General features: G+C 62.1%; 25 protein-coding genes and 1 tRNA gene. 14 read left to right on the forward strand and 12 right to left on the reverse strand.

Going from position 1 to position 25,545, the window contains the following annotated elements; genetic code table 11:
• Window positions 1-170: 170 nt before the first annotated feature.
• The 3 genes from NCT04_RS03820 to trxB form a co-directional block, all read right to left on the reverse strand.
• The gene (locus tag NCT04_RS03820) at window positions 171-791 is read right to left on the reverse strand and encodes a trimeric intracellular cation channel family protein (RefSeq protein ID WP_244827323.1); all 621 of its coding nucleotides are present in this window, start codon (window positions 789-791) and stop codon (window positions 171-173) included.
• Between the two features lie 3 nt (window positions 792-794).
• Window positions 795-1,586, reverse strand: a complete 792-nt coding sequence (locus NCT04_RS03825; protein ID WP_250463650.1) for a Smr/MutS family protein — start codon at window positions 1,584-1,586, stop codon at window positions 795-797.
• Window positions 1,587-1,813: 227 nt separating this feature from the next.
• Window positions 1,814-2,809 carry a thioredoxin-disulfide reductase gene (gene trxB / locus NCT04_RS03830; protein WP_250463652.1) on the reverse strand — a complete coding sequence of 332 codons (996 nt, stop codon included), beginning with the start codon at window positions 2,807-2,809 and terminating at the stop codon, window positions 1,814-1,816.
• Window positions 2,810-3,181: 372 nt separating this feature from the next.
• On the opposite strand from trxB, the gene NCT04_RS03835 reads away from it, so the two are divergent.
• Together NCT04_RS03835 and lolA are read left to right on the forward strand one after the other, a co-directional pair.
• Window positions 3,182-5,491 carry a DNA translocase FtsK gene (locus tag NCT04_RS03835; protein ID WP_250463655.1) on the forward strand — a complete coding sequence of 770 codons (2,310 nt, stop codon included), beginning with the start codon at window positions 3,182-3,184 and terminating at the stop codon, window positions 5,489-5,491.
• A 32-nt stretch (window positions 5,492-5,523) separates the two neighbouring features.
• Window positions 5,524-6,195 (forward strand): outer membrane lipoprotein chaperone LolA, encoded by a 672-nt coding sequence (lolA, locus tag NCT04_RS03840; RefSeq protein WP_250463657.1) that lies wholly within the window; start codon window positions 5,524-5,526, stop codon window positions 6,193-6,195.
• Window positions 6,196-6,210: 15 nt separating this feature from the next.
• On the opposite strand, the gene NCT04_RS03845 is transcribed toward lolA, so the two are convergent.
• Both NCT04_RS03845 and NCT04_RS03850 read right to left on the reverse strand, forming a co-directional pair.
• Window positions 6,211-6,636 (reverse strand): hypothetical protein, encoded by a 426-nt coding sequence (locus NCT04_RS03845; RefSeq protein ID WP_250463660.1) that lies wholly within the window; start codon window positions 6,634-6,636, stop codon window positions 6,211-6,213.
• 194 nt (window positions 6,637-6,830) lie between these two features.
• Window positions 6,831-7,745, reverse strand: coding sequence for a LysR family transcriptional regulator (locus tag NCT04_RS03850; protein WP_250463663.1), 915 nt, complete (start codon window positions 7,743-7,745; stop codon window positions 6,831-6,833).
• Between the two features lie 117 nt (window positions 7,746-7,862).
• Here NCT04_RS03850 and speB point away from each other — a divergent pair, with 117 nt between their 5' ends.
• On the forward strand, window positions 7,863-8,852 hold the full coding sequence (speB, locus tag NCT04_RS03855) for an agmatinase (RefSeq protein ID WP_250463667.1): 990 nt from the start codon (window positions 7,863-7,865) through the stop codon (window positions 8,850-8,852).
• 13 nt (window positions 8,853-8,865) lie between these two features.
• On the opposite strand, the gene cytX is transcribed toward speB, so the two are convergent.
• On the reverse strand, window positions 8,866-10,170 hold the full coding sequence (cytX, locus tag NCT04_RS03860) for a putative hydroxymethylpyrimidine transporter CytX (RefSeq protein WP_250463670.1): 1,305 nt from the start codon (window positions 10,168-10,170) through the stop codon (window positions 8,866-8,868).
• Window positions 10,171-10,356: 186 nt separating this feature from the next.
• Between cytX and NCT04_RS03865 the strand changes: the two genes are divergently transcribed.
• From NCT04_RS03865 to NCT04_RS03875, 3 genes are all read left to right on the forward strand, one after another.
• The gene (locus tag NCT04_RS03865; protein WP_250463673.1) at window positions 10,357-11,673 is read left to right on the forward strand and encodes a replication-associated recombination protein A; all 1,317 of its coding nucleotides are present in this window, start codon (window positions 10,357-10,359) and stop codon (window positions 11,671-11,673) included.
• 234 nt (window positions 11,674-11,907) lie between these two features.
• Window positions 11,908-13,206, forward strand: coding sequence for a serine--tRNA ligase (gene serS, locus NCT04_RS03870; RefSeq protein ID WP_250463676.1), 1,299 nt, complete (start codon window positions 11,908-11,910; stop codon window positions 13,204-13,206).
• Window positions 13,207-13,326: 120 nt separating this feature from the next.
• Window positions 13,327-13,417, forward strand: a tRNA-Ser gene (locus tag NCT04_RS03875).
• A gap of 75 nt (window positions 13,418-13,492) precedes the next feature.
• Here NCT04_RS03875 and NCT04_RS03880 read toward each other — a convergent pair.
• A complete protein-coding gene (locus tag NCT04_RS03880; protein ID WP_250463679.1) occupies window positions 13,493-13,870 on the reverse strand; it encodes a hypothetical protein in 378 nt (125 codons plus the stop codon).
• Window positions 13,871-14,114: 244 nt separating this feature from the next.
• Here NCT04_RS03880 and map point away from each other — a divergent pair, with 244 nt between their 5' ends.
• From map to NCT04_RS03910, 6 genes are all read left to right on the forward strand, one after another.
• Window positions 14,115-14,897 (forward strand): type I methionyl aminopeptidase, encoded by a 783-nt coding sequence (gene map, locus NCT04_RS03885; RefSeq protein ID WP_250463762.1) that lies wholly within the window; start codon window positions 14,115-14,117, stop codon window positions 14,895-14,897.
• A gap of 217 nt (window positions 14,898-15,114) precedes the next feature.
• Window positions 15,115-15,639, forward strand: coding sequence for a GNAT family N-acetyltransferase (locus NCT04_RS03890; protein WP_244827335.1), 525 nt, complete (start codon window positions 15,115-15,117; stop codon window positions 15,637-15,639).
• Between the two features lie 118 nt (window positions 15,640-15,757).
• A complete protein-coding gene (gene minC, locus NCT04_RS03895; protein WP_250463682.1) occupies window positions 15,758-16,540 on the forward strand; it encodes a septum site-determining protein MinC in 783 nt (260 codons plus the stop codon).
• Between the two features lie 79 nt (window positions 16,541-16,619).
• Window positions 16,620-17,435 (forward strand): septum site-determining protein MinD, encoded by an 816-nt coding sequence (minD, locus tag NCT04_RS03900; protein ID WP_244827337.1) that lies wholly within the window; start codon window positions 16,620-16,622, stop codon window positions 17,433-17,435.
• A gap of 9 nt (window positions 17,436-17,444) precedes the next feature.
• Entirely contained in the window at window positions 17,445-17,699 is a 255-nt protein-coding gene (gene minE, locus NCT04_RS03905) for a cell division topological specificity factor MinE (RefSeq protein ID WP_244827338.1), read from the forward strand.
• A 268-nt stretch (window positions 17,700-17,967) separates the two neighbouring features.
• Window positions 17,968-18,276 carry a YXWGXW repeat-containing protein gene (locus tag NCT04_RS03910; RefSeq protein WP_250463685.1) on the forward strand — a complete coding sequence of 103 codons (309 nt, stop codon included), beginning with the start codon at window positions 17,968-17,970 and terminating at the stop codon, window positions 18,274-18,276.
• Window positions 18,277-18,293: 17 nt separating this feature from the next.
• Here NCT04_RS03910 and NCT04_RS03915 read toward each other — a convergent pair whose 3' ends face one another.
• Window positions 18,294-19,670, reverse strand: a complete 1,377-nt coding sequence (locus NCT04_RS03915) for a chloride channel protein (RefSeq protein ID WP_250463688.1) — start codon at window positions 19,668-19,670, stop codon at window positions 18,294-18,296.
• Window positions 19,671-19,927: 257 nt separating this feature from the next.
• Window positions 19,928-20,107 (reverse strand): hypothetical protein, encoded by a 180-nt coding sequence (locus tag NCT04_RS03920; protein WP_244827341.1) that lies wholly within the window; start codon window positions 20,105-20,107, stop codon window positions 19,928-19,930.
• A 252-nt stretch (window positions 20,108-20,359) separates the two neighbouring features.
• Between NCT04_RS03920 and NCT04_RS03925 the strand changes: the two genes are divergently transcribed.
• Entirely contained in the window at window positions 20,360-21,511 is a 1,152-nt protein-coding gene (locus NCT04_RS03925) for an OpgC domain-containing protein (RefSeq protein ID WP_250463691.1), read from the forward strand.
• 34 nt (window positions 21,512-21,545) lie between these two features.
• On the opposite strand, the gene NCT04_RS03930 is transcribed toward NCT04_RS03925, so the two are convergent.
• Together NCT04_RS03930 and NCT04_RS03935 are read right to left on the reverse strand one after the other, a co-directional pair.
• Window positions 21,546-22,850, reverse strand: a complete 1,305-nt coding sequence (locus NCT04_RS03930) for an MFS transporter (RefSeq protein ID WP_244827343.1) — start codon at window positions 22,848-22,850, stop codon at window positions 21,546-21,548.
• Between the two features lie 258 nt (window positions 22,851-23,108).
• A complete protein-coding gene (locus tag NCT04_RS03935; RefSeq protein ID WP_250463693.1) occupies window positions 23,109-23,594 on the reverse strand; it encodes a TonB family protein in 486 nt (161 codons plus the stop codon).
• 145 nt (window positions 23,595-23,739) lie between these two features.
• Between NCT04_RS03935 and NCT04_RS03940 the strand changes: the two genes are divergently transcribed.
• Window positions 23,740-23,895 carry a hypothetical protein gene (locus tag NCT04_RS03940; protein ID WP_244827345.1) on the forward strand — a complete coding sequence of 52 codons (156 nt, stop codon included), beginning with the start codon at window positions 23,740-23,742 and terminating at the stop codon, window positions 23,893-23,895.
• Here NCT04_RS03940 and NCT04_RS03945 read toward each other — a convergent pair whose 3' ends face one another.
• Window positions 23,896-24,168: a hypothetical protein gene (locus NCT04_RS03945; protein WP_250463694.1), complete on the reverse strand. Its 273-nt coding sequence runs from the start codon at window positions 24,166-24,168 to the stop codon at window positions 23,896-23,898.
• Between the last annotated feature and the right edge of the window lie 1,377 nt (window positions 24,169-25,545).

Here is a 25,545-nt window from a genome sequence, read left to right on the forward strand (position 1 = left end):
GTCGTTGTGCGTCGTTGTGCGTCGTTCTGCAAGAAGGGTAGCCGCGAAGGCCGCCGGGTCAGACTTTCAGGCAGCTTCAGGCGGGTTTGAAAACTGTGCGATTGTAGCAAATAGACGGGTTTTCCCGCCCGTTCGTGCGCAGCCAGTGCGGCTCGGCCCATGCAGTTCGACTAATGCGGCAGTCGGATATCGAATTTGAAGGTGACGAGCCGCGCGACCAGAATGAAAGCCGTAGACAGCAGCACGTTGTAGATCGTGTCCACCTGAAGCTGTTCGAGCCCGATATACATCCAGCAGCCCGCGAACGCGCAGACTGCATACGGCCGCGAATCGCGCAGGATCAGCGGAATCTCGTTGCACAGCACGTCGCGCATGATGCCGCCGAACACGCCGGTGGTCACGCCCATCATCGTCGCGGTGAAAACGGGCATTTGCGCATCGAGCGCGATGGAAGTGCCCGAGACGCTGAAGAGTCCGAGGCCGATCGCATCGGTGATGAGGAGCGCGCGCTGATCGAACAGACGCGTCGTCACGCGTAGAAAGAAGGGCGCGAAAATCGCCATCGCGAAGATGACGAACACGTATTCCTGATGCTCGACCCAATAGAACGGCCGGCGTGACAGCAGCACGTCGCGCACGGTGCCGCCGCCGAAAGCCGTGGCGAGGGCGACGAGAAAGGCGCCGACGGCGTCGAGCCGGCGCTTGCGCGCCTCGATGAGACCGGAGAACGCATACGCGAAAATCGCGAACGCCTCCATGATGGAAATGGCGAGAGTCAGCCTGGGATGCACGTTCTAACCCGCTTTGCGGTTCTTGTCTTGTGGATGTTGATGATGTCGCGGCGCGCTCGCCGGTTGCAGCAGCACGAGCACGGCGCCCGCGCCGCCATCGTGCGGACGCGCCTGACAGAACGCAATCACTTCGACCTTCTGCACGAGCCACGCGCGCACCTTGCCCTTGAGCACCGGCTCGCGGCCGACGGACCCGAGCCCCTTGCCGTGAATCACGCGCAGACAGCGCAGCCCGCGCTTCACGGCTTCGCGGATGAACTCCGCAAGCGCCTCGCGCGCTTCCTCGCGGCGCATGCCGTGCAGATCGAGTTGCGCCTGAACGATCCACGCGCCGCGCCGCAACTTCCTCACGACCTCCTGACTGATGCCCGGACGACAGTAGGAAAGCGTCTCGTCGATATCGAGCAGGCTTTCCGGGTCGTATTCGTCGGAGAGCGCTTCCTGCAGCACCGCTTCCTCGTCGCGCCAGCTTTGCAGCGGAAGCGGTGGCGGCGGCACGCGAGCGATAGCGATGCGCGGCGGCGTCTTCAATGGCTCGATTTCGCCGATGGCGCGGCGAAACTCATCGGCCTCGGCCAACGTTTCGCGTTCCGCACGCACGGCCGCGACGCGTTCCACCTCGCGCTTCTCCGCCTGCGCCTTCAACGCGCTTTTCAGCGATCCGAGTCCGGCGAGCCCTTCGCGTTTCACCGCTTCGGCGACATCGACGGGTTTCGCTTCGACAGGCGCGCTGACTTGCGGCGTGGCGGCGCGCCGCAGTTTCGGTTCGTTCGGATGAGGTTGGTTTTTCGGCATCGTTCGGCCAACGGATAAGCGCGGGACGGTCAAACGCAGCGCGCCGATTGTGCCACGCGCGGCGCCATGCACCTGCACGCAACGGCGCTCGCGAAAATAAAAACGGGCCGGCGGCGCGAACCGTGGCCCGTTCTTCAGTCTGGTTCAACCCTCGATGCGGCTGAACTCAGTGAGCAGTACGCTGCGCGCCGGCAACCATTCTAACGGTCCGACGCGCGCGCGGTCGCTCAACGATCCTTTTCGTGGCTCATCGAGTGCGGCGTGGGCGTTTCGTCGATGGTTTCCAGATAACGTTGCGCATCCAGCGCCGCCATACAACCGGTTCCGGCGCTCGTGATTGCCTGACGATACACGTGATCCTGCACGTCGCCCGCCGCGAACACGCCGGGGATGCTGGTGGACGTTGCGTCGCCCGTCGTGCCGCCCTTCGTGATGATGTAGCCGTTCTTCATTTCGAGCTGGTTGGTGAAGAGATCGGTGTTCGGCTTGTGACCGATTGCGACGAACACGCCTTGCAGCTTGACATCGGTGGTATCGCCGGTTTCGGTGCTCTTCACGCGCAGGCCGGTCACGCCGGTCGCGTCGCCGAGCACTTCGTCGAGCACGTGGTTCCACTTGATATCGACGACGCCTTCCTTTTCCTTCGCCAGCAAGCGGTCGATGAGAATGGGCTCGGCGCGGAACTTGTCGCGACGATGGATCACCGTGACCTTCTTCGCGATGCCCGCAAGGTAAATGGCTTCCTCGACCGCCGTATTGCCGCCGCCGATCACCGCCACTTCGCCGTTGCGATAGAAGAAGCCGTCGCAGGTAGCGCACGCCGACACGCCCTTGCCCATGAACGCTTCTTCGGAAGGATCGCCGAGATATTGCGCCGATGCGCCCGTCGCGATGATGAGCGAGTCGCACGTGTACTCGCCCGAGTCGCCGATCAACCGCAGCGGACGCTCGTTGAGCTTCGCCGTATGGATGTGATCGAAGACGATCTCGGTGTTGAAGTTGCGCGCGTGTTCTTCGAGGCGCTGCATGAGTTCCGGACCCTGCACGCCCGTGGGATCGCCCGGCCAGTTTTCGACGTCGGTGGTGGTCATCAACTGACCGCCCTGAGCTAAGCCGGTGATGAGCAGCGGCGACAGATTCGCGCGCGCGGCGTAGACGGCGGCCGAATAGCCGGCGGGGCCGGAACCGAGAATCAGCACTTTGGCGTGTTTGGTCGATGACATGGCGTTTGGTCCGTTATTGATGGCCGTCGGGTTGTGGCGCGGCAACTTCGACGCCCGGCGCGAAAAGCGGCTCATGACCGCGACGCGCCATTGCAGCCCCGACGAACTCTAGTTGGGTGCAAGGGATCAATTATAAAGGCCGTTGCAAAAGCCTTCCGAGTGAACCTTTCAATCGGTTTGATAGCCGAGCGTCGCAGGAATCACGAAAAAATCGTTGCTTAATCGTGGCTTAAATCACGAGCGTTTGCGTGTGACGAGTGTTACAGGTTGCAAGCACGGACGCCTTTTTGCGCCGTTCACCGCAATGCAGCGTTTACAATAGGCCACCTTATATGCGGCACTTTATAAGCCGCGACAAGCGACTCCGAATCAATGGCCAAAGCATCCTATTCCGCGAGCCCGCAGGCGCTGCCGCACCGCATGTCGCGGCTCTTCACCGAGATTCGCTGGATTCTCCAGGTTGCGCTCGGACTGTTTCTCGTCATGGCGCTCCTTTCCTATAGCCGGAAAGACCCGAGCTGGATGCACGCCATCAGCGTGGATCACATTTCGAACTGGGCTGGGCGCGTCGGCGCCAACACGTCCGATATCCTGCTGCTCGCGTTCGGGCTCTCGTCGTACTGGTTTGTCGTGCTGCTCGGGAGGCGGATCGTCGCGAATTACCGGCGCATCACGCAACCCGCGCTCGCCGACGACGACACCCCGCGCGATCGCACCTGGCTCGCCGAGGCATTCGCGTTCGTGCTCGTGCTGCTCGCAAGCGATGGCATCGAGGCGTTGCGCATGTGGTCGCTCAAGGTGCCGCTGCCGCGCGCGCCGGGCGGTGTGGTCGGCGACATGGTCGCGCGCCATGTTTCCCATGCGCTTGGCTTCACGGGGGCGACGCTCTTTCTGCTGATCGCGCTGGCCATCGGCTTGTCGCTCTATTTCCGCTTCTCGTGGTTGTCCGTGTGCGAAAAAGTCGGCGACGGCATTCTCACCGCGATCACCGGCGCGCAACTCCGGCGCGAAGCGGGCCGCGACCGCAAGCTCGGCGAGGAAGCGGCGACCAAGCGCGAAGGCAAGGTCGTGCGCTCACGCGTGAAGCAGGAAGATCACGAGCCGGTCGTGATCGTGCCGCCGGTCGCCACGCCGCCGCGCTCCGAGCGCGCGGAGAAAGAGAAGCAGGTGCCGCTCTTCAAGGACCTGCCGGGCGATTCCACCTTGCCGCCGCTCGCGTTGCTCGATGCGCCGCCGAAAACCCAGGAAACCATTGCTGCCGACACGCTGGAATACACCTCGCGTCTCATCGAAAAGAAGCTGAAGGACTTCGGCGTGGAAGTGAGCGTGGTCGCGGCGTATCCGGGGCCGGTCGTGACGCGTTACGAGATCGAACCGGCCACGGGCGTGAAGGGCAGCCAGATCGTCGGGCTCGCGAAGGATCTGGCGCGCTCGTTGTCGCTCGTGTCCATCCGCGTCGTCGAAACCATTCCAGGCAAGAACTTCATGGCGCTCGAATTGCCGAACCAGCGCCGCCAGACCGTGAAGCTCTCCGAGATTCTCGGCTCCGAGGTCTACGCAGCCGCCGCCTCGCCGCTAACAATGGGCCTTGGCAAGGACATCGGCGGCAATCCGGTCTGCGCCGATCTTGCCAAGATGCCGCACTTGCTGGTCGCGGGCACCACGGGTTCGGGCAAGTCCGTCGGCATCAACGCGATGATTCTTTCGCTGCTCTACAAGGCAAGCGCGGATCAGGTGCGGCTCATCCTCATCGACCCGAAGATGCTTGAAATGAGCGTCTACGAAGGCATTCCGCATCTGCTGTGTCCGGTCGTCACCGACATGCGGCAGGCGGGTCACGCACTCAACTGGGCGGTCGCGGAAATGGAGCGGCGCTACAAGCTCATGAGCAAGATGGGCGTGCGCAATCTCGCGAGCTTCAACAGCAAGATCGACGAAGCGAAGAAGCGCGACGAAACCATTCCGAACCCGTTCAGCCTCACGCCGGACGAACCCGAGCCGCTCGCGCGTCTGCCGCATATCGTCGTGGTCATCGACGAACTGGCCGATCTGATGATGGTCGTCGGCAAGAAGGTCGAGGAGTTGATCGCGCGGATCGCGCAGAAGGCGCGCGCGGCGGGCATCCATCTGATTCTCGCGACGCAGCGGCCGTCCGTCGATGTCATCACGGGCCTCATCAAGGCAAACGTGCCGACGCGCATGGCGTTCCAGGTGTCGTCGAAGATCGATTCGCGCACGATTCTCGATCAGCAGGGCGCGGAATCGTTGCTCGGCATGGGCGACATGCTTTATCTGCCTCCAGGCTCGGGTCTGCCGGTGCGCGTGCATGGCGCGTTCGTGTCGGATGAAGAAGTGCATCGCGTGGTCGACAAGCTCAAGGAGCACGGCGAGCCGAACTATATCGAAGGCATTCTCGAAGGCGGACTGGCCGGCGAGGGTGAAGAAGGCGCGCCCGGCGCAGGCGGCGCGACCGATGGCGAGTCCGACCCGCTTTACGATCAGGCGGTGGAAGTGGTCATCAAGAACAAGCGCGCTTCGATCTCGCTCGTGCAGCGGCATCTGCGCATTGGCTATAACCGAGCGGCGCGGCTGCTCGAACAGATGGAGAACTCCGGGCTCGTTTCGTCGATGTCGTCGAACGGCAACCGCGAGATTCTGACGCCGGCGCGCGATTCCGATTAAGCGCCGACGTGTTTTGAATGGAGAACAAAAGCATGAAGCAACACACGGGGAAGAAGGTATTCGGCGCCGCGCTGCTGTCCGCGTCGATGCTGTTTGCATCGCACGCGTACGCGAGTGGCACGGAGCAGCTGAAGGCCTTCGTTTCGCAAGTCCACGCGGCACGCGGCGAATTCACGCAACAGGAAGTCAAGGCGCCAGGCAAGGTCAATAACGGCGCAAGCTCCACGACTACGCCGACCAAGGGTGTGACCTCCAGCGGCACATTCATGTTCGCGCGGCCGGGCAAGTTCATCTGGTCGTATGAAAAGCCGTACTCGCAGGTTTTGCAGGCGGACGGCGACAAGCTCTACGTCTATGACAAGGACTTGAACCAGGTCACCGTTCGCACGCTTGGCGGCGCGCTTGGCGCAAGCCCCGCCGCCATCCTTTTCGGCAGCAACGACCTCGACAAGAACTTCACCTCGCGCGATGCGGGCGAGAAGGGCGGCATCGACTGGCTGGAACTCACGCCTAAAGCGAAGGACACGCAGTTCGAACGCGTGGGCATCGGCTTCAAGGACGGCAATCTGCAAGCCATGGAACTGCACGACGTGTTCGGCAACGTCACGCTTCTTACGTTCTCGAACATTCAGAAGAACCCGCCGATCAAGAGCGATACCTTCAAGTTCAACGTGCCGAAAGGCGCGGACGTGATCAACGGGTAAGGTTGGGCGCCCGGCTTATTGATAGTCGGTGACGACCGTCACGAGCGCTGTCGATGGCGCTGACATGGACAGCACGCCGCCTGTCGCGCCGACGTGAAACGTGCCATCGCTGCCGCGTGCGGTCTGACGTCCGGCGCCATCGGCGAAGCGCGCGTACACGCTGCCGGCAATGGCGACGCGTGCGTTCGGCGCGTCGGTTGGCGGCGGCGTGAAGTGCACCGAGACCGTCTGGTCGCTCGCATGGTTCGTCGCCGAAAAAGTTGCGGACGTTGCCGCCGTCGATGTCGATACGCCAAACGGCGGCGCCACCAGCGCGCCCCGGAATGTGATCGTGCCACCGGGCATCGTGTACACCGGGGCGGATACCGCATAGGCGCTCATCACGGCGAGCGCCGCTGCCAATCCAACCCGGCGTGTTTCTCTCAGCTTTGCTTGGTCCATCTGTTCCCCCGTTGAAAAATCCGTGTTTCGCGCGACGTGATTAAGCACATCCGATCATTCGGCTTATTTTTGAGATAACGCGATTAGCTTGGATATTAGGAGAAATTGTGTCGGTCGAGTGATTGGCTTTTGCTAATTGCTCGCGGAAATCGATGCTTGTCGAATAAGCATGCGTACTGCTTATTTAGCTGCGTCTAAGCAGTGTGAGCGGCGGTCATGTCCTCGATGAATGCATCGACGATATCGTTCTTCGCATTGCGCGAGCCGCGTCCACGCTCGGCGCGCACGACCATGTGAAACGCCACGCGATAACGCATGAACTCGGGATTCAACGCGGCGAGCAAGCCGTCTTTCACATAAGGCGCGGCGAAATGCTCCGGCAGATAACCGAGATGCCGCCCGGATAACACGAGCATGGCGACGGCTTCCATGTTGTCCGCGACCGCGCCGATAGTGCGCGGCGTGAGCGCGCCTGCTTCGGGCAGCGGATAGCTTCGCCACGCCCACGCATGATCGGCGGCATCGTCCGGACTCACATTGCCCGCGTGTGCAAAAAGCGGATGCTCGCGCGCGCAGTACGCGAACTGATCTTCGGCAAAGATCTGCGTGTATTCGAGCGACGGCACGCGATGCCAGAAGTAGCCGATCGCCATCTGAATGCGGCCGGCAAGCAGCATTTCCTCGAGTTCGCCTGGCGAGCGGACGAGCACGGATAGGCGCACCGATTCGTCGCGTCGCCGGAAGCGCGCGATCGCCTCGCTGATGCGCGCATTCGCGCTCACCGGCGTGTTGCCGATCATCCCGAGCGTCAGCGTGCCGACGAGTTTTCGGCCGACATGGCGCGCGGTGGAATCGAACGTTTCGACAGCGGCGAGCAACGCTCTGCATGCATCGACGAATTGCTCGCCGCGCGAAGTGAGTGCGAAGCCGCCGCGTCCGCGCTCGCAAAGCCGGTAGCCGAGGCGCGTTTCGAGCGTCGCGAGTTGCGTGCTGATGGTCGACTGGCCAACATTGAGCGTGGCCTGCGCGGAGGAAACGCCGCCTGCATCGACGATGGCGAGAAACACGCGTATGAGCCGCAAATCCAGGTCGGAAAGATGAGTGAACACGCGCGCCGCCTATACATCGATTGGAATCGATGTGAAGTTGTTTTCGTCGCCATTTTAGCTTGGGTCAAAAGCGGGTACTAATACGCCATCTTTGGCTCAACGGGAACATTTGACACCATGAATACGTCTTCGCTCTTTACGCCTGCCGAACACTTCAACGCCGAACGTCCGCAACCGCTTTCCGGCAATCAGATGCCGCGCTGCGGCGGCATCACCACGATGATGCGTCTGCCGAACGTGCCGACGGCCGCCGGTCTCGACGTCTGTTTCGTCGGCGTGCCGTTCGACCTCGGTACGTCGAATCGCACGGGCGCGCGTTTCGGCCCGCGTCAGGTGCGCAGCGAATCGGTACTGCTGCGCCCGTACAACATGGCGACGCGCGCCGCGCCGTTCGACTCGCTGCGCGTGGCCGATATCGGCGATGTCGCGATCAATCCATACAACCTGCTGGATTCGATCGACCGCATCGAGCGCGCATATGGCGAGATCCTCGCGCACGACTGCAAGCCGATCACGCTTGGCGGCGATCACACCATCGCATTGCCGATTCTGCGGGCGATCCATGCGAAGCACGGCAAGGTCGGGCTCATTCACATCGACGCTCACGCCGACGTCAACGACACCATGTTCGGCGAGAAGATCGCGCACGGCACGCCGTTTCGCCGCGCGGTGGAAGAGGGCTTGCTCGATTGTGGGCGCGTCGTGCAGATCGGCCTGCGCGGCACAGGCTACGAGGCGAGCGATTTCGACTGGTGCCGCGAACAGGGCTTTCGCGTCGTGCAGACGGAGGAGTGCTGGAACAAGTCGCTCGCGCCGCTGATGGCCGAAGTGCGCGAACAGATGGGCGACGGGCCGGTATATATCACCTTCGACATCGATGGCATCGATCCGGCGTTCGCGCCCGGAACCGGCACGCCGGAAATCGCGGGTCTGACGGTGCCGCAGGCGCTGGAGATCGTGCGCGGCGCGTGGGGCTTGAATATCGTCGGGGCGGATTTGGTGGAGGTTGCGCCGCCGTACGATCCGTTCGGGACCACGGCGCTGCTCGGGGCGAATCTTGCGTTCGAATTGTTGTGCGTGTTTCCGGGCGTCGAGCGGCGCGCGTGAATCGGGCGAGACGTTACGAAGCCAACGCCGCCCGCCGCGTTGAAACCAGCAGCAAGTAGCAGACGGCGCCCAACGCAAGCGATGGCAATGTCGCGCCCAGATTCGGCAGCCACTGGTTGATCGCGTGATAGGCCGCGATTCCGATCGCCCACGCGACAAAGGCGCTCACGTGCCAGCCGCCCGAATAGCCATAGCGGCCGACGGACTGGCCGAGCGCGGAGAGATCGACGCGGCGTTTTCTCACGATGAAGTGATCGGCCAGCACCACGCCGAATAGCGGCGCGAACACCGAACCGATCAGCAGCAGGAAGTTCTGATACTTGCCCATGGCAACGGCGAGCGCGACCAGCGTGCAGAGCGCGCCGAACGCGGCGGAAAGCACGGGTACGCTCACGCGCGCCCAGAACGTGCCCGTCGAGACGGCGGCGGAGTGGATATCGGCGAAGGCGTTGTCGATTTCATCGATGAGAATCAGGAGCAGCGCAATGCCGCCACCCGCTTGCGCGAGCGCGATGGTGAGGAGCGCATCGCCGCCGCCCGCGGCCAGCCCGTACACCGCGCCGAGCGCGTAGAACCACAGGTTCGCGATGCCGTAGCCGAGCAGCGTGCCACGAAACGAGCCGCCCGCGCTGCGGGAAAAGCGCGTGTAATCGGCAATCAGCGGCAGCCACGAAAGCGGCATGGCAACGACTAGATCGATCCCCGCGCCGAACGCCAGCTCGCCGGTGCCAGGACGCGCCAGCAGCGCGGCCAGATCCTGCTTGGCCAGCAGATTCCACGTGAGCCAGCCCGCGCCCGCGAGCAAAAGCCAGATGCCCCAGGTACGCAGAAAGCGCCGCACGAAGGACAGCGGACCGCTCACCGCGAGCAGCGTGGCGAGCACGCCGAAGATCACGGTCCAGACGAGCGGCATCGACAGATTGAAAGATTGTTTGGCGAGCGCGTTCGCGGAATCGCGCATGACGATGATTTCGAACGAGCCCCAGCCGACCAGTTGAACGGCGTTGAGCACGGCAGGCACCGACGCGCCGCGCACACCGAGCGTCGGGCGCAGCGAGGACATGGCGGCGAGCCCCGTGTCCGCGCCGACCACGCCCGCGAGCGCGAGCAGCACCACGCCGATCACCGTGCCGATGACGATTGCCACGAGTGCGTGCGGCAGCGACAGACCCGGCACGAGCAGCGCGCCCGCCTGCGCGACCAGCAGGCCGATGCCGAGCGAGAACCACAGCGCGAAGGCGTCGCTGGTGCCGAAGGCCCGCCGTTCGGGCGGCACGGGAATGAGCGGGGCGTAAGTCGACGTGTCCTCTTGCTGCATTGGATTTGATCCTTATCTTGTCTGTTCGCGGTTTGTCCGAAGCCGTCGCTCGCGCGCGAGCATCGGCTGTCATAATGACCCGGATTTTGCGGCCACGCGGAGCAATGCGCTAGCTCTGCCGTTCGGCATAGGCAAAAATGCGTCCGGTGACCCGGCCGTCGGCGCCTCACCTCACTCAGCAAGCACATGTTCGACGAAAACCGTGGCACCGTCCCGCTCGCGGAACGCCTGCGCCCCCGCACCATCGACGACGTGATCGGGCAGAAGCATCTGCTCGGTCAGGCGAAGCCGCTGCGTGTCGCGTTCGAATCGGGCGAAGCGCATTCGATGATCCTCTGGGGCCCGCCCGGCGTCGGCAAGACCACGCTCGCGCGCCTCATGGCCGCTGCCTTCAACGCCGAGTTCATCTCGCTTTCGGCGGTGCTCTCGGGCGTGAAGGATATCCGCGAGGCGGTCGAGACGGCGCAGATTCATCGCGCGAACGGGCGCCAGACGCTCGTGTTCGTCGATGAAGTGCATCGCTTCAACAAGAGCCAGCAGGACGCGTTCTTGCCGCACGTGGAGTCGGGCCTGTTCGTGTTCGTCGGCGCGACGACCGAAAATCCGTCGTTCGAAGTGAACAGCGCGCTGTTGTCGCGGGCCGCCGTCTACGTGCTGAAAAGCCTGGACGCCGACGAGTTGAAAGAACTGCTGGAGCGCGCAAGCACTGAACTCGGCGGCCTGACCTTCACCGACGAATCGCGCGACGCGCTGATCGGTTCCGCCGATGGCGACGGCCGCAAGCTCCTGAATAACCTGGAAATCGTCGCACGCGCGGCCGCGCAGCAGAAGCAGACGCACGTGGATGGCGCGTTGCTCGGCAGCGCGCTCGCCGAAAATCTGCGCCGTTTCGACAAAGGCGGCGACGCGTTCTACGACCAGATCAGCGCGCTGCACAAGTCGGTGCGCGGCAGCAATCCGGACGCCGCGCTGTACTGGTTTTGCCGCATGATCGACGGCGGCGCGGACGCGCGTTATCTGGCGCGGCGCATCGTCCGGATGGCCTGGGAAGATATCGGTCTTGCCGATCCGCGTGGCGCGCGCATCGCGCTCGATGCCGCCGAAACTTACGAGCGGCTCGGCTCGCCCGAGGGCGAACTGGCGCTCGGGCAGGCGCTCATTTATCTGGCGGTCGCGCCGAAATCGAACGCGGGCTACAACGCGTATAACGAGGCACGACGCTTCGTCGGCAAGGATCAGTCGCGCGGCGTGCCGGTGCATCTGCGCAACGCGCCGACGAAGTTGATGAAGGAGCTCGGCTACGGCCACGAGTATCGCTACGCGCACGACGAACCGGACGCCTATGCCGCCGGTGAAACCTATCTGCCGGACGGCATGCGCGACCCGCACTGGTATGTGCCGACGCCGCGCGGGCTGGAAGGCAAGATCGGCGACAAGCTGTCGCGTCTCGCGGAACTCGATGAAGCCTGGCGGCGCGAGCACAAGGATGAGAAGAAGCGGTAAAGGGTGTTGCACGCCGGCGGGTGCTTCGTTTCACTCGCACCGCCCGCCTGTTTCATCGAGCGAATCGAAGCGGCACGCGCCGGCCGTAACCGGTGCGTTAGACTTCACAGCTACTGGCGGCGCGCCTTGCCGCAAATATCGGCGGCGCATGATCGCCTGAACGCCAGCCACGGCCGCGCCCGATGCGTGCGCTAAAATCGTCGTTTTCGAATACTTAACAAAAGCATCCCCGACATGCTCGACATTCAACACCTCCGTAAAGACCTGGACGGCGTCGCGAAGCGCCTCGCCGACCGAGGCTACACGCTCGACGTTGCCGCCTTCGTCGCGCTCGAAGCCGAGCGACGCGACATCCAGACCCGCACCGAAGAACTTCAGGCGCGCCGCAATAGCCTGTCCAAACAAATCGGCGCGATGAAAGGCCGTGGCGAGGACACGTCGGCGGTGATGGCGGAAGTAGGCGGCATCGGCGACACGATGAAGGCATCGGCGACGCAACTCGAAAACGTGCAGAAGCGTCTGTCGGACCTGATGCTGACCGTGCCGAATCTGCCTCACGAAAGCGTGCCTGTGGGCAACGACGAGAAGCAGAACGTCGAATTGCGCCGCTGGGGTTCACCGCGCGCGTTCGATTTCGAGGTCAAGGATCACGTCGATGTCGGCGCGCCGCTCGGACTCGATTTCGAAACCGGCGCAAAGCTTTCGGGCGCGCGTTTCACGCTCTTGCGCGGGCCTATTGCGCGGCTGCATCGCGCGCTCGCGCAGTTCATGATCGACACACACACCGAACAGCACGGCTATACAGAAGCGTACACACCGTACATCGTGAATCCTGAGATTCTCTACGGGACCGGACAGTTGCCCAAATTCGCCGACGATATGTTCCGCGTCGAGAAGGGTGGCGACGAAAACACGGTCACGCAGTACCTCATCTCCACCTCGGAGATTTCACTCACGAACACCGTGCGCGACAGCATCCTCGAAGCGAGCGCGCTGCCGGTGAAGCTGACGGCGCATTCGCCGTGCTTCCGTTCCGAGGCGGGTTCATATGGACGCGACACGCGCGGCCTGATTCGCCAGCATCAATTCGATAAGGTCGAGATGGTGCAGGTCGTCGCGCCCGAGCACTCGTACGCCGCGCTCGACGAGATGGTCGGGCAGGCCGAAACCATTCTGCAGAAGCTCGAATTGCCGTATCGCGTAATCACGCTTTGCACGGGCGACATGGGCTTTTCGGCGGCGAAGACCTTCGACCTCGAAGTGTGGTTGCCGGCGCAAAACACCTATCGCGAGATTTCGAGCTGCTCGAATACCGAGGCCTTCCAGGCGCGACGCATGCAGGCGCGCTTTCGCAATCCGCAAGGCAAGCCGGAGTTCGTGCATACGCTCAACGGCTCGGGTCTCGCGGTGGGACGCACACTGGTTGCCGTACTGGAGAATTTCCAGAACGCGGACGGCTCGGTGACCATTCCCGCGGTTTTGCGCCCTTACATGCGTGGCGCAGAGCGTATCGAGGCGCCGGCCGTGGTCTGACGTTTATTTTTAAAAAGGGTCTTGGAAAGCTCGAACGACTTCGTTATACTTTCGTTCTTCGCTTGGCAACGACCCGCTTCGCGAAGGCCGGCAAAGCCTTTAAGGCCTAGGCTGGTAGACGGAAAGGTGGCAGAGTGGTCGAATGCGCTGGACTCGAAATCCAGTGTACAGTTTTGCTGTACCGTGGGTTCGAATCCCACCCTTTCCGCCAAGATACTAAACCCCGCAAGTCGTGAGACTTGCGGGGTTTTTCGTTGGGGGCCCGGTTTCGTTCAAGGCCTTCGCATCACGTCGTGCATCGCGCCACATCGAACCTCAGTTCGGGCTCCGGCAACCCGCTGTAGTCATCCACGGATCGCTGCACCTTCACCTCTGTTCCATACGCGGATGGCGTCAAGGTCACGAGCCACGCGTTCGGTCCGACGACGAGCTCCGTCGCTCCTTGATTGCGCACCGTCTGCACCGAAGGCAACCTGCCTTCGAGACAGCCTGATATATCCGACGCACGCCGCGCCGATGAAACATGAATCACGGGCTTCGACGCTCTCAGCTCCGGGCCACTCGTCGAACTGCAGGCAGCCAGCACGGACAAGACCGCGGTAACGGTACAAACGGCATAGACGGAATAAACGGCACGAGCAGCATTCAGGCGATGCAGGTTCATATCTTCAGGCTCGGGTTCTCAAGTGCGAATGCGGGTCACTAGACCACAATCGCGCATCGATCACAAGACCGCACGGCGCGATCGCAAACGCCCGGTGTCGCCACGAAACGCAGCACGCATGCGCCTTTCCAAAGAGAGAGGGCCGCACGAGAGTGCTATCATCGGCCCCAATGTCCTCGTGCACGGCGCGCCCCAAGCGGCGTTTCTCGCGCCACGCACGCAGGCGCGACGAACACATCTGCCAATGGCCATTACGCTCAAGACACCCGCTGACATCGAGAAGTTACGCATCTCCGGCCGCATGGCCGCCGAAGTCCTCGCCATGATCGGGGAACACGTGCGCCCCGGCGTCACCACGGACGAACTCGACGCCCTCTGCAACCGCTTCATCGTCGATGAACTGAAGGCCGTGCCGGCGAACGTCGGCTACATGGGCTTTCCGAAGACGGTCTGCACGTCGGTGAATCATGTCGTCTGTCACGGCATTCCCGGCCCGAAAGAACTGAAAGACGGCGACATCATCAATATCGACGTGGCCATCATCAAGGACGGCTACTTCGGCGACACGAGCCGCATGTACTACGCCGGCACGCCGAACAAGGAAGCGCGGCGCCTCACCGAAACGACCTACGAAGCCATGGTCGCGGGCATCCGCGAAGTGCGTCCGGGCGCGACGCTCGGCGACGTCGGCCACGCAATCCAGACGGTCGCGCACCGTGAAGGCTTTTCGGTGGTGCGCGAGTACTGCGGTCACGGCATCGGCCGCGTGTATCACGAAGATCCGCAAGTGCTGCATTACGGCCAGCGCGGCGCGGGTCTGCGGCTCAAGGCCGGCCTCGTCTTCACCATCGAGCCCATGATCAACGCGGGCCGTCCCGCCACGCAGCAGTCGCGCGACGGCTGGACGGTGACCACGAAGGACCGCTCGCTGTCAGCGCAGTGGGAACACATGGTCGCGGTAACGGAAGACGGCTTCGAGTTGCTTACGCCCTGGCCGGATGGCGTAGGCGCCTACGCCGCGCCGTAAAGAAGCGCGCGAGTACCGTTTGCGCGCGCCGTGATGGTGCGTGAGCGGCGAGAGCGCGTCTGCATGTGCGCTGTAAAGCACTATCCGAGAAGAAAGAATTGACGGGTACGCCCGTTCGGTTGAAGCTACGCGAATGGCCCGAATACCGGAAAGGCCCGAGCGCCTTCGAGGCAGAGAAGCCAGAGAGCCGGAGAGAATTTGCCTGCATGAGCCCCGCATGAGTCCCTCACTGACCGTCAACCGAATCGCCTCGCAACAGGGCGCGGTATTGCGCGAGCTGCGCACGTCGTCGCTGCGCGAAGCGCCCTATGCGTTCGGCGAGACGCTGGAAGATGCGCTGCGCGTCGAGCCGCAATCGTTCGACGACACCGCCGCCGAGCACGCGCATTCGCCTCGCGTCGCGACCTTCCTGCTGTATACGGAAGGGCATCCCTGCGGGCTCGTGCATGCGTATGTCGAGGAAGCCGGATCGGCGCGGGCCTTCGTGGCGGCGCTCTGGGTCGCGCCGGCAGTGCGCCACCTGCGTGGCGGCGAGTTGCTCGTGAACGCCGCGTCGCACTGGCTCGCGGCGCAGGGCGCATCGGAAGTGCATGCGTGGATCGCCGACGAAAACCGCACCGCAATGCGCTTCTACGAACGTCTGGGCTTCGGCCCCACGGGCGATCGCCGCACGATGTCGTCGCACGAACAGGAGCACGAACTGCTCTACGTGCGCCACGTTCAGCGCGAGACCGGCGCGTAAGTCTCGCTTCACCCTTCCTTCGCGCGTACTCATCGTTTCCGATAGCTGAAACGGGCCGTAAAAAGTATGGCCGCGCGCCCACACGCCTGTAAAATACGCAAAAATTTTGGCCGTTCCTATGTCGCTCAACAAAACGCCCTTCTTCGAACTGCGCAGCGGCTCCGTCGACACGCTCTACTTCGTCGTCAAGACTCCAGACCTCGATGCCCTGCGCACTGAACTCACGCGGCGCTTCGAGGCGACTCCCGAATTCTTCGCGGGCGACGTGGTCGCCATCGACGTGCGCCGGCTCGCCGAGAAAGCCGAAGGCGGCGAAGGCGAGCGCGTCTCGCTCGCGGAATTGGAGACGCTACTGAAGAGCGTGCGCATGCGGCCCGCGGGCATCGTCGCGTTGCCGGTGCAGCGCTGGGCAATTCAATGGGCAAGCGAGGGCGGCTTGCCGGTCCTCGAAGCGCGCGACCGGCGTGGCGCGCCGAAGCCTTCGGTCGATGAGGCCAAGCCTAACGTCGAGGCCGCCGCGGCGATCGAAGCAGCAGTCGCCATCACGCCGCCGCCCGCGCTGCCGCAGCCGTCGACCATCATCGACCGGCCGTTGCGCTCGGGTCAGCAGGTCTACGCGAAGGGCGATCTCATCGTGCTCGGGCTTGTGTCGTACGGCGCCGAGGTGATCGCGGAAGGCAATATCCATATCTATGCGCCATTGCGAGGCCGCGCGCTCGCAGGCGTGCACGGCAATCACGACGCGCGGATCTTCTGCACTTGTCTCGAACCGGAACTCATCTCCATCGCGGGAATCTACCGGACGACCGAGAACCCGCTCTCGCCCGATGTGCAGAGCAAGCCGGTGCAGATCTGGCTGGACGAAGAAAAACTGATGATCGAACCGCTGCGGCTGACCTGACGCCGCGCGCCCGATGCCCCTTGGCGCGCGCTCGATTAAGCAACGCGACGGACCTATTTGACGAACACAAGGTACTTGTATGGCAAAAATCATTGTGGTGACTTCGGGGAAGGGCGGCGTCGGCAAGACGACCACCAGCGCGAGCTTCGCATCGGCGCTCGCATTGCGCGGCCACAAGACGGCCGTGATCGACTTCGACGTCGGTCTGCGCAACCTCGACCTCATCATGGGTTGCGAACGCCGCGTGGTGTACGACCTCATCAATGTGATCCAGGGCGAGGCGAACCTGCATCAGGCGCTCATCAAGGACAAGAAGCTCGAGAACCTTTACATCCTTCCGGCGTCTCAAACGCGTGACAAGGACGCGCTCACGCTCGAAGGCGTGGAGAAGGTGATCGACGAACTGAGCAAGATGGACTTCGAGTACATCATTTGCGACTCGCCGGCGGGTATCGAGTCGGGAGCGCTCATGGCCATGCACTTCGCGGACGAAGCGCTTATCGTGACGAACCCGGAAGTGTCGTCCGTGCGCGACTCGGACCGTATCCTCGGCATTCTCGCTTCGAAGACCAAGCGCGCGATCGAAGGCAAGGACCCGGTCAAGGAGCATTTGCTGATCACGCGCTACAACCCGAAGCGCGTCTCCGAAGGTGAGATGCTGTCGTTGAACGACATCCAGGAGATCTTGCGGATCGAGCTGATCGGCGTGATTCCGGAGTCGGAAGCGGTGCTGCATGCATCGAACCAGGGCTTGCCTGCGGTGCATTTGGACGGCACCGACGTTGCGGAATCGTACAAGGACGTGGTGTCGCGTTTTCTCGGCGAGGAAAAGGCGCTGCGCTTCACGGATTATCAAAAGCCAGGGCTGCTGCAACGTATCTTCGGCACCAAGTAAGGGGACGCAATGTCGATTCTTTCGTTTTTGCTGGGCGAGAAGAAAAAGTCCGCTGCGGTCGCGAAGGAACGCTTGCAGTTGATCATTGCGCACGAGCGCGCGGGTGGCAAAGCCGCCGCCGATTACCTGCCGGCGTTGCAACGGGAACTCGTTGCGGTGATTTCGAAGTACGTGAAGATTACTGACGACGATATTCGAGTGAGCCTCGAACGTCAGGACGATCTCGAAGTGCTGGAAGTGAAGATCGAGATACCGCCGGCATAACGCCGGGCTTGTGTATCGAGATGAACGTATGAAGCCAGGATCGGGCGATCCTGGCTTTTTTCATGGCGACGTTATCGTTTGCGCGCGGCTTCAAATGCGCGTGGCTTTCATCAATATTCGGTTGCACTTCGGTCATCTCGTAATCAGACGTTTGTCTTCCTTTTGACCACGTCGCGCATTGAACGGACATCGGCAGCAAGGTTGCGTTGCCGACATGAAAATCCGCGCCACCCGGCGCGTTCAATGTCCTGGAATACGAGGTCCAAGCATGAAAACTTCCGTTCGCCATTTGCTCGCTTCATCCGCGCTTATCGTCGCTGGCGCGCTCACCGTGACCGCGGCATCGGCCGAAATCGTGATCATGGCGCCTAGCGCGCCGCCCGCGCCGCGCCATGAGCCGGTGCCGCCCGCACGCGCGGGTTACGTGTGGGATCAGGGTCACTGGAACTGGGAACACGGCCACTACGTCTGGGCGGACGGCCATTGGGAAGCCGAGCACGTCGGCCACCACTGGGTGCCGGCCGTTTGGGTGGAAGATCACGGCCAGCATCGCTATGTGGCAGGGCATTGGGACTGATCGGCGCGTAAGGCTGATTACTTTTGCGGGGCCGCGTCTTTCTCGACGACGGCCTCGTCTCTTTCCGGCACCTCGGGCGAGGCCGCCGGTTGTGGCAACGGCGCCATATAGCGCTCGGACAGCGCCTCGTATAAAGGCGGCGCGAACAAGCGCGACACGCGGCTCGACACCAGCGCGGTCGCCATCAGCGAGATGACGAGCGCGTGGCCGTTGATCATCTCCATCACGATGACGAACGCCGTAATCGGCGATTGCGTCACGGCCGCAAGATAGCCGACCATCGCGAGCGCGATCATCATGGGCAGCGACATCTGTCCGAACAGCAGATGCAACACGTTGCCGAAGCCCGCGCCAATCGACAGCGACGGCGCGAAGATGCCGCCCGGAATGCCCGGCAGATACGAACCGATCATCGAGATCATTTTCAATAGCGGGTAGAACACCGAAAGATGTTCGCGGCCTTCGAGCAGACCGCGCGCTTCCGCATAGCCGCTGCCGAAGGTCGTGCCGCCCGACACGAGCCCGACGATCGCGATGACCAGTCCGCACAGCGCGGCGAACACGACCGGACGCGACGCATGCAAATGCCGCAAGGGCGCGGGAATCCACCTCGACGTGTTCAGAAGGAGCCAGCAGAAGACGCCGCCCGCCATGCCCGTGACAATGGCGGTCACGATCACCGCGACGGCCAGCATGTTCGAAAAGTGCGTGCCGACGTCGATGGTGCCGAAATACGTGTAGTTGCCGTTGAGACCGAGCGCCACGATCCCCGCGATGATGATGCCCGTGATCAGCACGCCGCTCGTGCGCACTTCGAAGCTGCGCGTGAGCTCCTCGATGGCGAAGACGATGCCCGCGAGCGGCGTGTTGAACGCCGCCGACAGACCGGCCGCCGCGCCCGCCAGCACGAGTTGCCGTTCGATCAGCGAGTTCGAGCGCGGGTAGAAGCGCCGCATGTTGAACATGAGCGCCGCGCCGACTTGCACGGTCGGACCTTCACGGCCGATGGTGAAGCCGCCCAGAATCGCGATGAACGATACGGCAATCTTGCTCGCGAGAATCCTGAGCGTAAGCAGCCGTCCGCCGGCTTCCGAAGTCGGACTGTTGAGTACGGCGATGACCTGCGGGATGCCGCTGCCTTCCGAGCCGCGAAAGAACCTGCGCGTGACGAAAACGCATAGCGCGGCGGCAGCCGGTGTGATGACGAGCGGCAGCCAGGCGTGCGCGGCGCGCGCATCGAGAAAAAGTCCGTAGCCCCAGTCGATCAGCCGCGCATAGTAGACGGCGATCAGTCCGACGGCGATTGCGCCAAGCCAGAAGATACCGTAGCGACGCCACAGGCCGCGTGTGCGTCGCGCGGTGCGAAGAGAAAGAGAACGTAGCGCTCGGATCATGCGGTCGCTTCGGCCAAAGGGCAGAGTATAGCGAGCGTCCCAAGCATGCGGCAGGTTACGCCTGACGAAGCAGACCCCGGAGCCAGAAAAAAGAACAGGCGCGAGGCTTTCGCCAGGCGCCCAAGAAACGCTCCCGACAACGGGAGCGGAGAGGAGAAGGTTGCCGCGCATGCACGGCACTCCTGAAAAGACTTTTGCCCGTGACGAAAGTTCAATCGGCTTGAAAAATCTTGGTCAGTCGAAAACTAGACACGTTTTCAGCCGGTAAGCATCTCGAAAGCGATCACCGCGCCGATGGCTCCGATATTCGCAATGAGCGCCTCGCAAACGACGCCGCGCCATGTGAGCGGCCGGAACTTCATCGCGAGGAGCAAGGCCGTCACCAAGGCCAGTGCGATGACCACGACGAGATGCGAACTCTGCAAATGAAAAGGCATTTCAGCCTCCTGTCGATTGAAACGGCATTCCTTCCCGCGACCGGCGTTTTATCGAGTATTAGGTATTGGCATAGTTACTGCAACACCCAACAAAATAGTCATTTTGCCGCCAGCTTCCCGACTGTCTTCAAGTGTTAATTTAAATACGCGTTGATTCAGGGAATTTTCTTTTCAGGCTAGGTACAAACCCCGTATGCGCGCGAACGCCATGTTGGCCGCGCGCCCGACCGCAGTGCGTGGAGCATTCTTCCAATGAGTTCCCCGACCCAACGTTCTCTCGAAGTCGATTTCTTTCGAGGCGTCGTGCTGCTCATCATCGCGGTCGACCATATATCGGGAAGCGTGCTGTCGCACTTTACGCTGCATCAATACGCGTTCTGCGATTCCGCGGAAGTATTCGTCTTCCTCGGCGGTTATGCGTCGGCGGCGGCATACACGGCGCTTGCGACTCGCCGTAGTGCACAAGCCGCCCGCCGACGCTTTTTCAAGCGAAGCTGGGAGATCTATCGCGCCTATCTGCTGACCGCGGTTCTCATGTTGATCGGCGGCGCATTGCTGATGCTCCTCAAGATCGATTCGCCGATGCTGCGGTACACCGAATGGCCGACGTTCCTTGCCCGTCCGGTCGGGCTCTTGTTCGACATCACGACCTTGCGCCAGCAGCCGTATCTTTCGTCAGTCTTGCCGATGTACTCCATCTTCGCGCTCGCGGTGCCTTTCGTGGTTCCGCTCGCCGAGAGGAAGCCCGTTATCGCCATGTTCGGCAGTCTGCTCGTGTGGCTCGCCGCTCTTCCCTTGGCGCGCGCGCTGCCCTCGACCTACGCCGAAGCGTGGTCGTTCAATCCGTTCGCGTGGCAGCTCATGTTCGTGATGGGCATCCTTGCGCGCGTGCAGCCTGTCAGCAACGACTTCCACGCAAGCCGTACTGCGCGTTGGCTGACGTGCGGAGCGATCGCGATCGCACTGACCTTCGCATTCTTCAAGCTCTTCCTGGAAACGCAAGCGCCGCCGGGTTACCTCAAGCAGAACCTGGCGACGTTGCGTATCGTGAGTTTCGCGGCCGTTGCGTGGGTGATTGCACGCGCGGTCTATGCGGGATGGATCAAGGCGCTCGCGGCTAAATTGCCGGGCGTGGTGACCATCGGGCAGCAAGGGCTCGTGTGCTTCATCGCGGGCACGTGTGTGTCGCTCGTGCTGGATTCGGCGTTGCGCGCCATCGGCATGACGCACTATCAGTGGATTGGCGGTCTCGCCGCCGATGCGCTCGCTGTCGGCACGCTCCTATGGCTCGCGCACTTCTGGGCCGAGCGCAAGCGCACGCGCGTCGAACGGGAACGCAAGCGCGTGCCGCTCATCAAGGGCCAGCCGGTGCCCGCACATGCCGTGAACCCGCGCGATCGTTGAACGCGCCGGTATCGTCATCGAAGTCATTCGAACGCTATTCAAGTGCGATGTCGCGCGTCTCGCGCATGCACAGCACGGCGATGAGGCTCACCGCCGCCGCCGCCGATACGTACCCGCCGACCCACGACAGTCCGCCGCGATTTGCGAGCAATTGCGCGATATAAGGCGCGACCGATGCGCCCAGAATGCCACCCAAGTTGTACGCGACGCCCGCGCCGGTGTAGCGCACGCTCGTCGGGAACAGCTCGGGCAGGAGCGCGCCCATCGGCGCGAAAGTCACGCCCATCAAGAACAATTCAATGGTCAGAAAGAGCGCGACGTAGACCGTGTTGCCGCTGCCGAGCAGAGGCAGCATTGCGAAGCCGGAGAGGATCGCCGCGAGACAGCCGACGATCAACACGGGCCGTCTGCCGAAGCGGTCGCTGGCGATGGCTGAGATCGGCGTCGCAATTGCCATGAACAGCACGGCAAAACACAAGAGACCGAGAAATTTCTCGCGCGAGAAATGCAGCGTGGAGACGCCGTACGACAGCGAGAAGACCGTCGAGATGTAGAAGAGCGTGTAGCAGACGACCATCGCGAAGGCGCCGAGCAAGGTCGGCGCGAGATAACGGCCGAGCAGCGTGGCGATGGGAACGCGCACGCGCTCGTGACGCTCGACGGCCGTGCGGAATGCGGGCGTCTCCGCGATTTTCAGGCGCACGTAAAGCCCGAGCCCGACGAGCACCGCGCTCACGATGAACGGCACGCGCCAGCCCCAACTGCGGAATTGTTCGTCGGAGAGTGAGAGCGCGAGGCCGAAGAACAGGCCGTTGGAAGCAAGAAAGCCGATCGACGGCCCGAGCTGCGGGAACATGCCGAAGAGGCCTCGCTTGCCCTTGGGCGCGTATTCCGTTGCAAGTAGCGCCGCGCCGCCCCATTCGCCGCCGAGCCCGATGCCTTGCCCAAAGCGCAGGATGCACAGGAGCACGGGCGCGAGACTGCCGATGGAATCGTAGCCGGGCACGAAGCCGATGAGCGTCGTTGAAATGCCCATGACGAGCAGCGACGCGACGAGCGTCGATTTGCGGCCGACGCGATCGCCGAAGTGCCCGAAGATGAACGAGCCGATAGGCCGCGCGACGAACGCAATGCCGAACGTGACGAAAGCCGAAAGCGCTTGCGCGGCCGGCGATCCGTGTGGAAAGAACACCGGCCCGATGACGAGCGCGGCGGCTGTCGCATAGACGTAGAAATCGTAGAACTCGATTGCGGTGCCGATGAAGCTCGCGAAGATCACGCGCGAGGTGCTTTGGGCGCCGTCGCCTGGCTTGGCGGCGGAAAGCGTGGGTGATGACATGGTGTCTCCGTTGTCGTGTCGCTTTTGTGGTGCTTATGGTGGCGCATTCCTGCTCGATGGGCGAGCAAGGCGTAAGAGCGCACGCAAGACGCTTGTTGGGGTGGGCGGTAAAACGGTCGAGCGGCTCGCAGGAGTAGAGCGCGAACCGGACAAAGACTTTCAACGGACGCGAGGGGTAGGCGCGGTCTGAAAGCCGTGCCGGAAGCGGGTCCGGCCGGGATGTCAAAAATTATAACGAGCGTGCCGCGCGAGCGCCAATCAATCGATGGTCGTCGCTTGTGGCGAATGCGACGTTTGCAACTGGAAGTGGCCGTCGTCGTTGAACATCCAGCCTTCGAAGAGTTCGAGTTGGCCGTTGCCGTTCAGGAGGCGCGCAGGCGGCACGGGCAATGGCGACGAGCGCCGCAGCGAGGCGAGCGCGGTGGCTTCGGCTTCGTCGTCGCCGTTGGTGCGATACACCGACGAATTGACGACGCGCCCGTTGCGATCCACGGTAAAGGACACCAGCACGAACGAGCGCAGCATGGCTTGCGGCGTGCCCTTCAGCAAGTACGACGGATTGCGTTCGAGGATACGTTGCGCGACGCGCTCCTTGTAGTCGCCAAGCGATGCGCGAGACGGTGCGGTTGCGGCGGAGCGTGCTTCGATGACGCTCGGTGGCGGCGTGATCGTGCAGGCGGCCAATGTCGCGGCAAGCACGATGGCGACGAGCGTGGCTGACGGCGGAATCGGTGCTTTAGGCATCGCGAGTAGCATCTGATGACGATGGATCGATGGTAGCCCGTGTCGGCGCCGCAGTGTTTGCGATTCTGCGTGCGCTTTTGGATGCGCTTCTTACAGGCGCAGGATTTGCTGACGATGCTTACACCCAAGGCAAACAGGAGGAGCCATGACTAGCGAAGCGAAGCCGGCCGAAGCACAACCCGCCGAACACAGCGACAACGAGAAGAGCAAGCTGCCCGAACGCGATGACGAAGGCCGCAAGCAGTCGCCAAACGATCGCCCAGGAAAGGAAACGGGCGAGGGCGAAGCGCCGGTAGGTTGATCAATCCACGAAGGGTTTGACGAGTTCCGCACAGCGCAATGGCGCGGCGGTTCTCGTTGTTTCTGGCTCGGCGGCGCGCGTTTCGACGCAACGAAAAACGCTATTGTTTTTCTGCAGCACGTAAGTATCCGCAGGCAAACCGGACGCGCGTTCGGCGATGCTCGTCACGGCTACGATTCCGTAGCCGTTTTGAATCAGATCGAAAAACGAGGTTTCTGCCTGACGCCATTGAGTGTTGGATTGCGGCTGTGCATGCGCTGTTATGCCTGTCATGGCGATGCAACCCAAAGTTACTTGCGCAATACGGCTTGGCTTCATCAGGCTTGTCTCCGCTTTATCGATCGATGAGGCGGTTAGATGGTAATTAAGCCGCCTTGTTCATGCGGATTGTGGCAGATAGGGTTTGGGCGCTCGTTGCCGTTTGCAAGTGCACGTGCGCGGTAGGCAAAAAAAGACCTCGCGCGAGGCGAGGTCAAACACTTCGAACGGCTTCCTTATCGCGAAAAGGCGTTTAACGCGACGAGGAAGCAAGGTCAAGGATAGGGATCGGGCGATGCCTCATATATCGGAGGAATCCGATTGATTGTTGCTCTTGGGCATGCAGCCGTATCGGACGGTTGTCTCGTTTTAAGCTTTTGTTACCCAGTGCGGCGAGTTGGCCATGTTTCGAGCGGTTTCACAGGGAATTCGCCTTCGCGAAGCCTTATTGGTCGATCTTTCAGTGTTGGATCATGCGGCTCGATCAAACGCGCGCTTTTCCATGAACCAAGATCGATAGCACGCTAGAGCATGCCGACTGTAAGCAGTTCTGGATGCTCGAATTTCTTGATTTCCCGGCGTCGGTGCAACCAGTTCGTCATGATCGAAAGAGAATCTCGCTGTTCTTGCTTGCTGATGAATCAATTGCGCGCCGGAAAACAAAAAGCCCCGTAATTCTTAAATTACGGGGCTTTTAGAGATCGCGCTGGCGGAGGCGGTGTCCGCCAAAGAGTGAGCAAATATAGGGGACACAGCCTGACATATAGAGCTTATCCACCATCCCATCCACCAAAAAAGGAAAACGTCTTTTCAACCGTGAGAAGCGCTCATTCTACCGAGTGGTGTGACCCTTCTCTCGCACAGTTACCCAGGCGGCTCGTGAATGGTGTCCGTCTGGCAGATAAGATCCATTTTTCGCATCCAGCGTAATCAGGCTGCAGGGCTGCAATCCGGAAAACAGCGTCGTCGTGCACGACGCGCATTCGCGCTTTGAGGTCTATGCGGTACCGGATGCGATGCTCGCTGTGCCAACGCGAGATAATCGTCCGCCGCACTGACCTCTGTGCCGCTGAGCATGCGGATGCCGGTACAGTCGCCACTTCCTCCCAGCGCACTTCTCATGCTCTGGCTGTGCCCTCGCACGCCGTTCGATGCGCAGTTCTGTCGAGTGAGCCTTCTCTAAGCATCACGCCATCGCCGGATCACGATATTGCATCACTAGCGAGATGACGGCAGAGCTGATTGGGTCCGCGCCGCCTTCGCGGTCCCCATACAGATGACCCAACACGAGTTCCCGCCTTTCGTCCTTCGTCTAAAGCCGCCATCCAAGCGGACAGTCTTAGGCGTAAAGCCTGACGTGTGGAACAGCGGTCGTTTGAAATTGCATTCGAC

The organism is Caballeronia sp. GAFFF2, assembly GCF_023631485.1.
Taxonomy (GTDB): Bacteria; Pseudomonadota; Gammaproteobacteria; order Burkholderiales; family Burkholderiaceae; genus Caballeronia.

Coding starts and splice junctions, on each gene's coding strand:
- NCT04_RS03825 (WP_250463650.1), bottom strand. CDS start 1,586: ATGCCGAAAAACCAACCTCATCCGAACGAACCGAAACTGCGGCGCGCC.
- trxB (WP_250463652.1), bottom strand. CDS start 2,809: ATGTCATCGACCAAACACGCCAAAGTGCTGATTCTCGGTTCCGGCCCC.
- NCT04_RS03835 (WP_250463655.1), top strand. CDS start 3,182: ATGGCCAAAGCATCCTATTCCGCGAGCCCGCAGGCGCTGCCGCACCGC.
- lolA (WP_250463657.1), top strand. CDS start 5,524: ATGAAGCAACACACGGGGAAGAAGGTATTCGGCGCCGCGCTGCTGTCC.
- NCT04_RS03845 (WP_250463660.1), bottom strand. CDS start 6,636: ATGGACCAAGCAAAGCTGAGAGAAACACGCCGGGTTGGATTGGCAGCG.
- speB (WP_250463667.1), top strand. CDS start 7,863: ATGAATACGTCTTCGCTCTTTACGCCTGCCGAACACTTCAACGCCGAA.
- cytX (WP_250463670.1), bottom strand. CDS start 10,170: ATGCAGCAAGAGGACACGTCGACTTACGCCCCGCTCATTCCCGTGCCG.
- NCT04_RS03865 (WP_250463673.1), top strand. CDS start 10,357: ATGTTCGACGAAAACCGTGGCACCGTCCCGCTCGCGGAACGCCTGCGC.
- serS (WP_250463676.1), top strand. CDS start 11,908: ATGCTCGACATTCAACACCTCCGTAAAGACCTGGACGGCGTCGCGAAG.
- NCT04_RS03880 (WP_250463679.1), bottom strand. CDS start 13,870: ATGAACCTGCATCGCCTGAATGCTGCTCGTGCCGTTTATTCCGTCTAT.
- map (WP_250463762.1), top strand. CDS start 14,115: ATGGCCATTACGCTCAAGACACCCGCTGACATCGAGAAGTTACGCATC.
- NCT04_RS03890 (WP_244827335.1), top strand. CDS start 15,115: ATGAGTCCCTCACTGACCGTCAACCGAATCGCCTCGCAACAGGGCGCG.
- minC (WP_250463682.1), top strand. CDS start 15,758: ATGTCGCTCAACAAAACGCCCTTCTTCGAACTGCGCAGCGGCTCCGTC.
- minD (WP_244827337.1), top strand. CDS start 16,620: ATGGCAAAAATCATTGTGGTGACTTCGGGGAAGGGCGGCGTCGGCAAG.
- minE (WP_244827338.1), top strand. CDS start 17,445: ATGTCGATTCTTTCGTTTTTGCTGGGCGAGAAGAAAAAGTCCGCTGCG.
- NCT04_RS03910 (WP_250463685.1), top strand. CDS start 17,968: ATGAAAACTTCCGTTCGCCATTTGCTCGCTTCATCCGCGCTTATCGTC.
- NCT04_RS03915 (WP_250463688.1), bottom strand. CDS start 19,670: ATGATCCGAGCGCTACGTTCTCTTTCTCTTCGCACCGCGCGACGCACA.
- NCT04_RS03920 (WP_244827341.1), bottom strand. CDS start 20,107: ATGCCTTTTCATTTGCAGAGTTCGCATCTCGTCGTGGTCATCGCACTG.
- NCT04_RS03925 (WP_250463691.1), top strand. CDS start 20,360: ATGAGTTCCCCGACCCAACGTTCTCTCGAAGTCGATTTCTTTCGAGGC.
- NCT04_RS03930 (WP_244827343.1), bottom strand. CDS start 22,850: ATGTCATCACCCACGCTTTCCGCCGCCAAGCCAGGCGACGGCGCCCAA.
- NCT04_RS03935 (WP_250463693.1), bottom strand. CDS start 23,594: ATGCCTAAAGCACCGATTCCGCCGTCAGCCACGCTCGTCGCCATCGTG.
- NCT04_RS03940 (WP_244827345.1), top strand. CDS start 23,740: ATGACTAGCGAAGCGAAGCCGGCCGAAGCACAACCCGCCGAACACAGC.
- NCT04_RS03945 (WP_250463694.1), bottom strand. CDS start 24,168: ATGACAGGCATAACAGCGCATGCACAGCCGCAATCCAACACTCAATGG.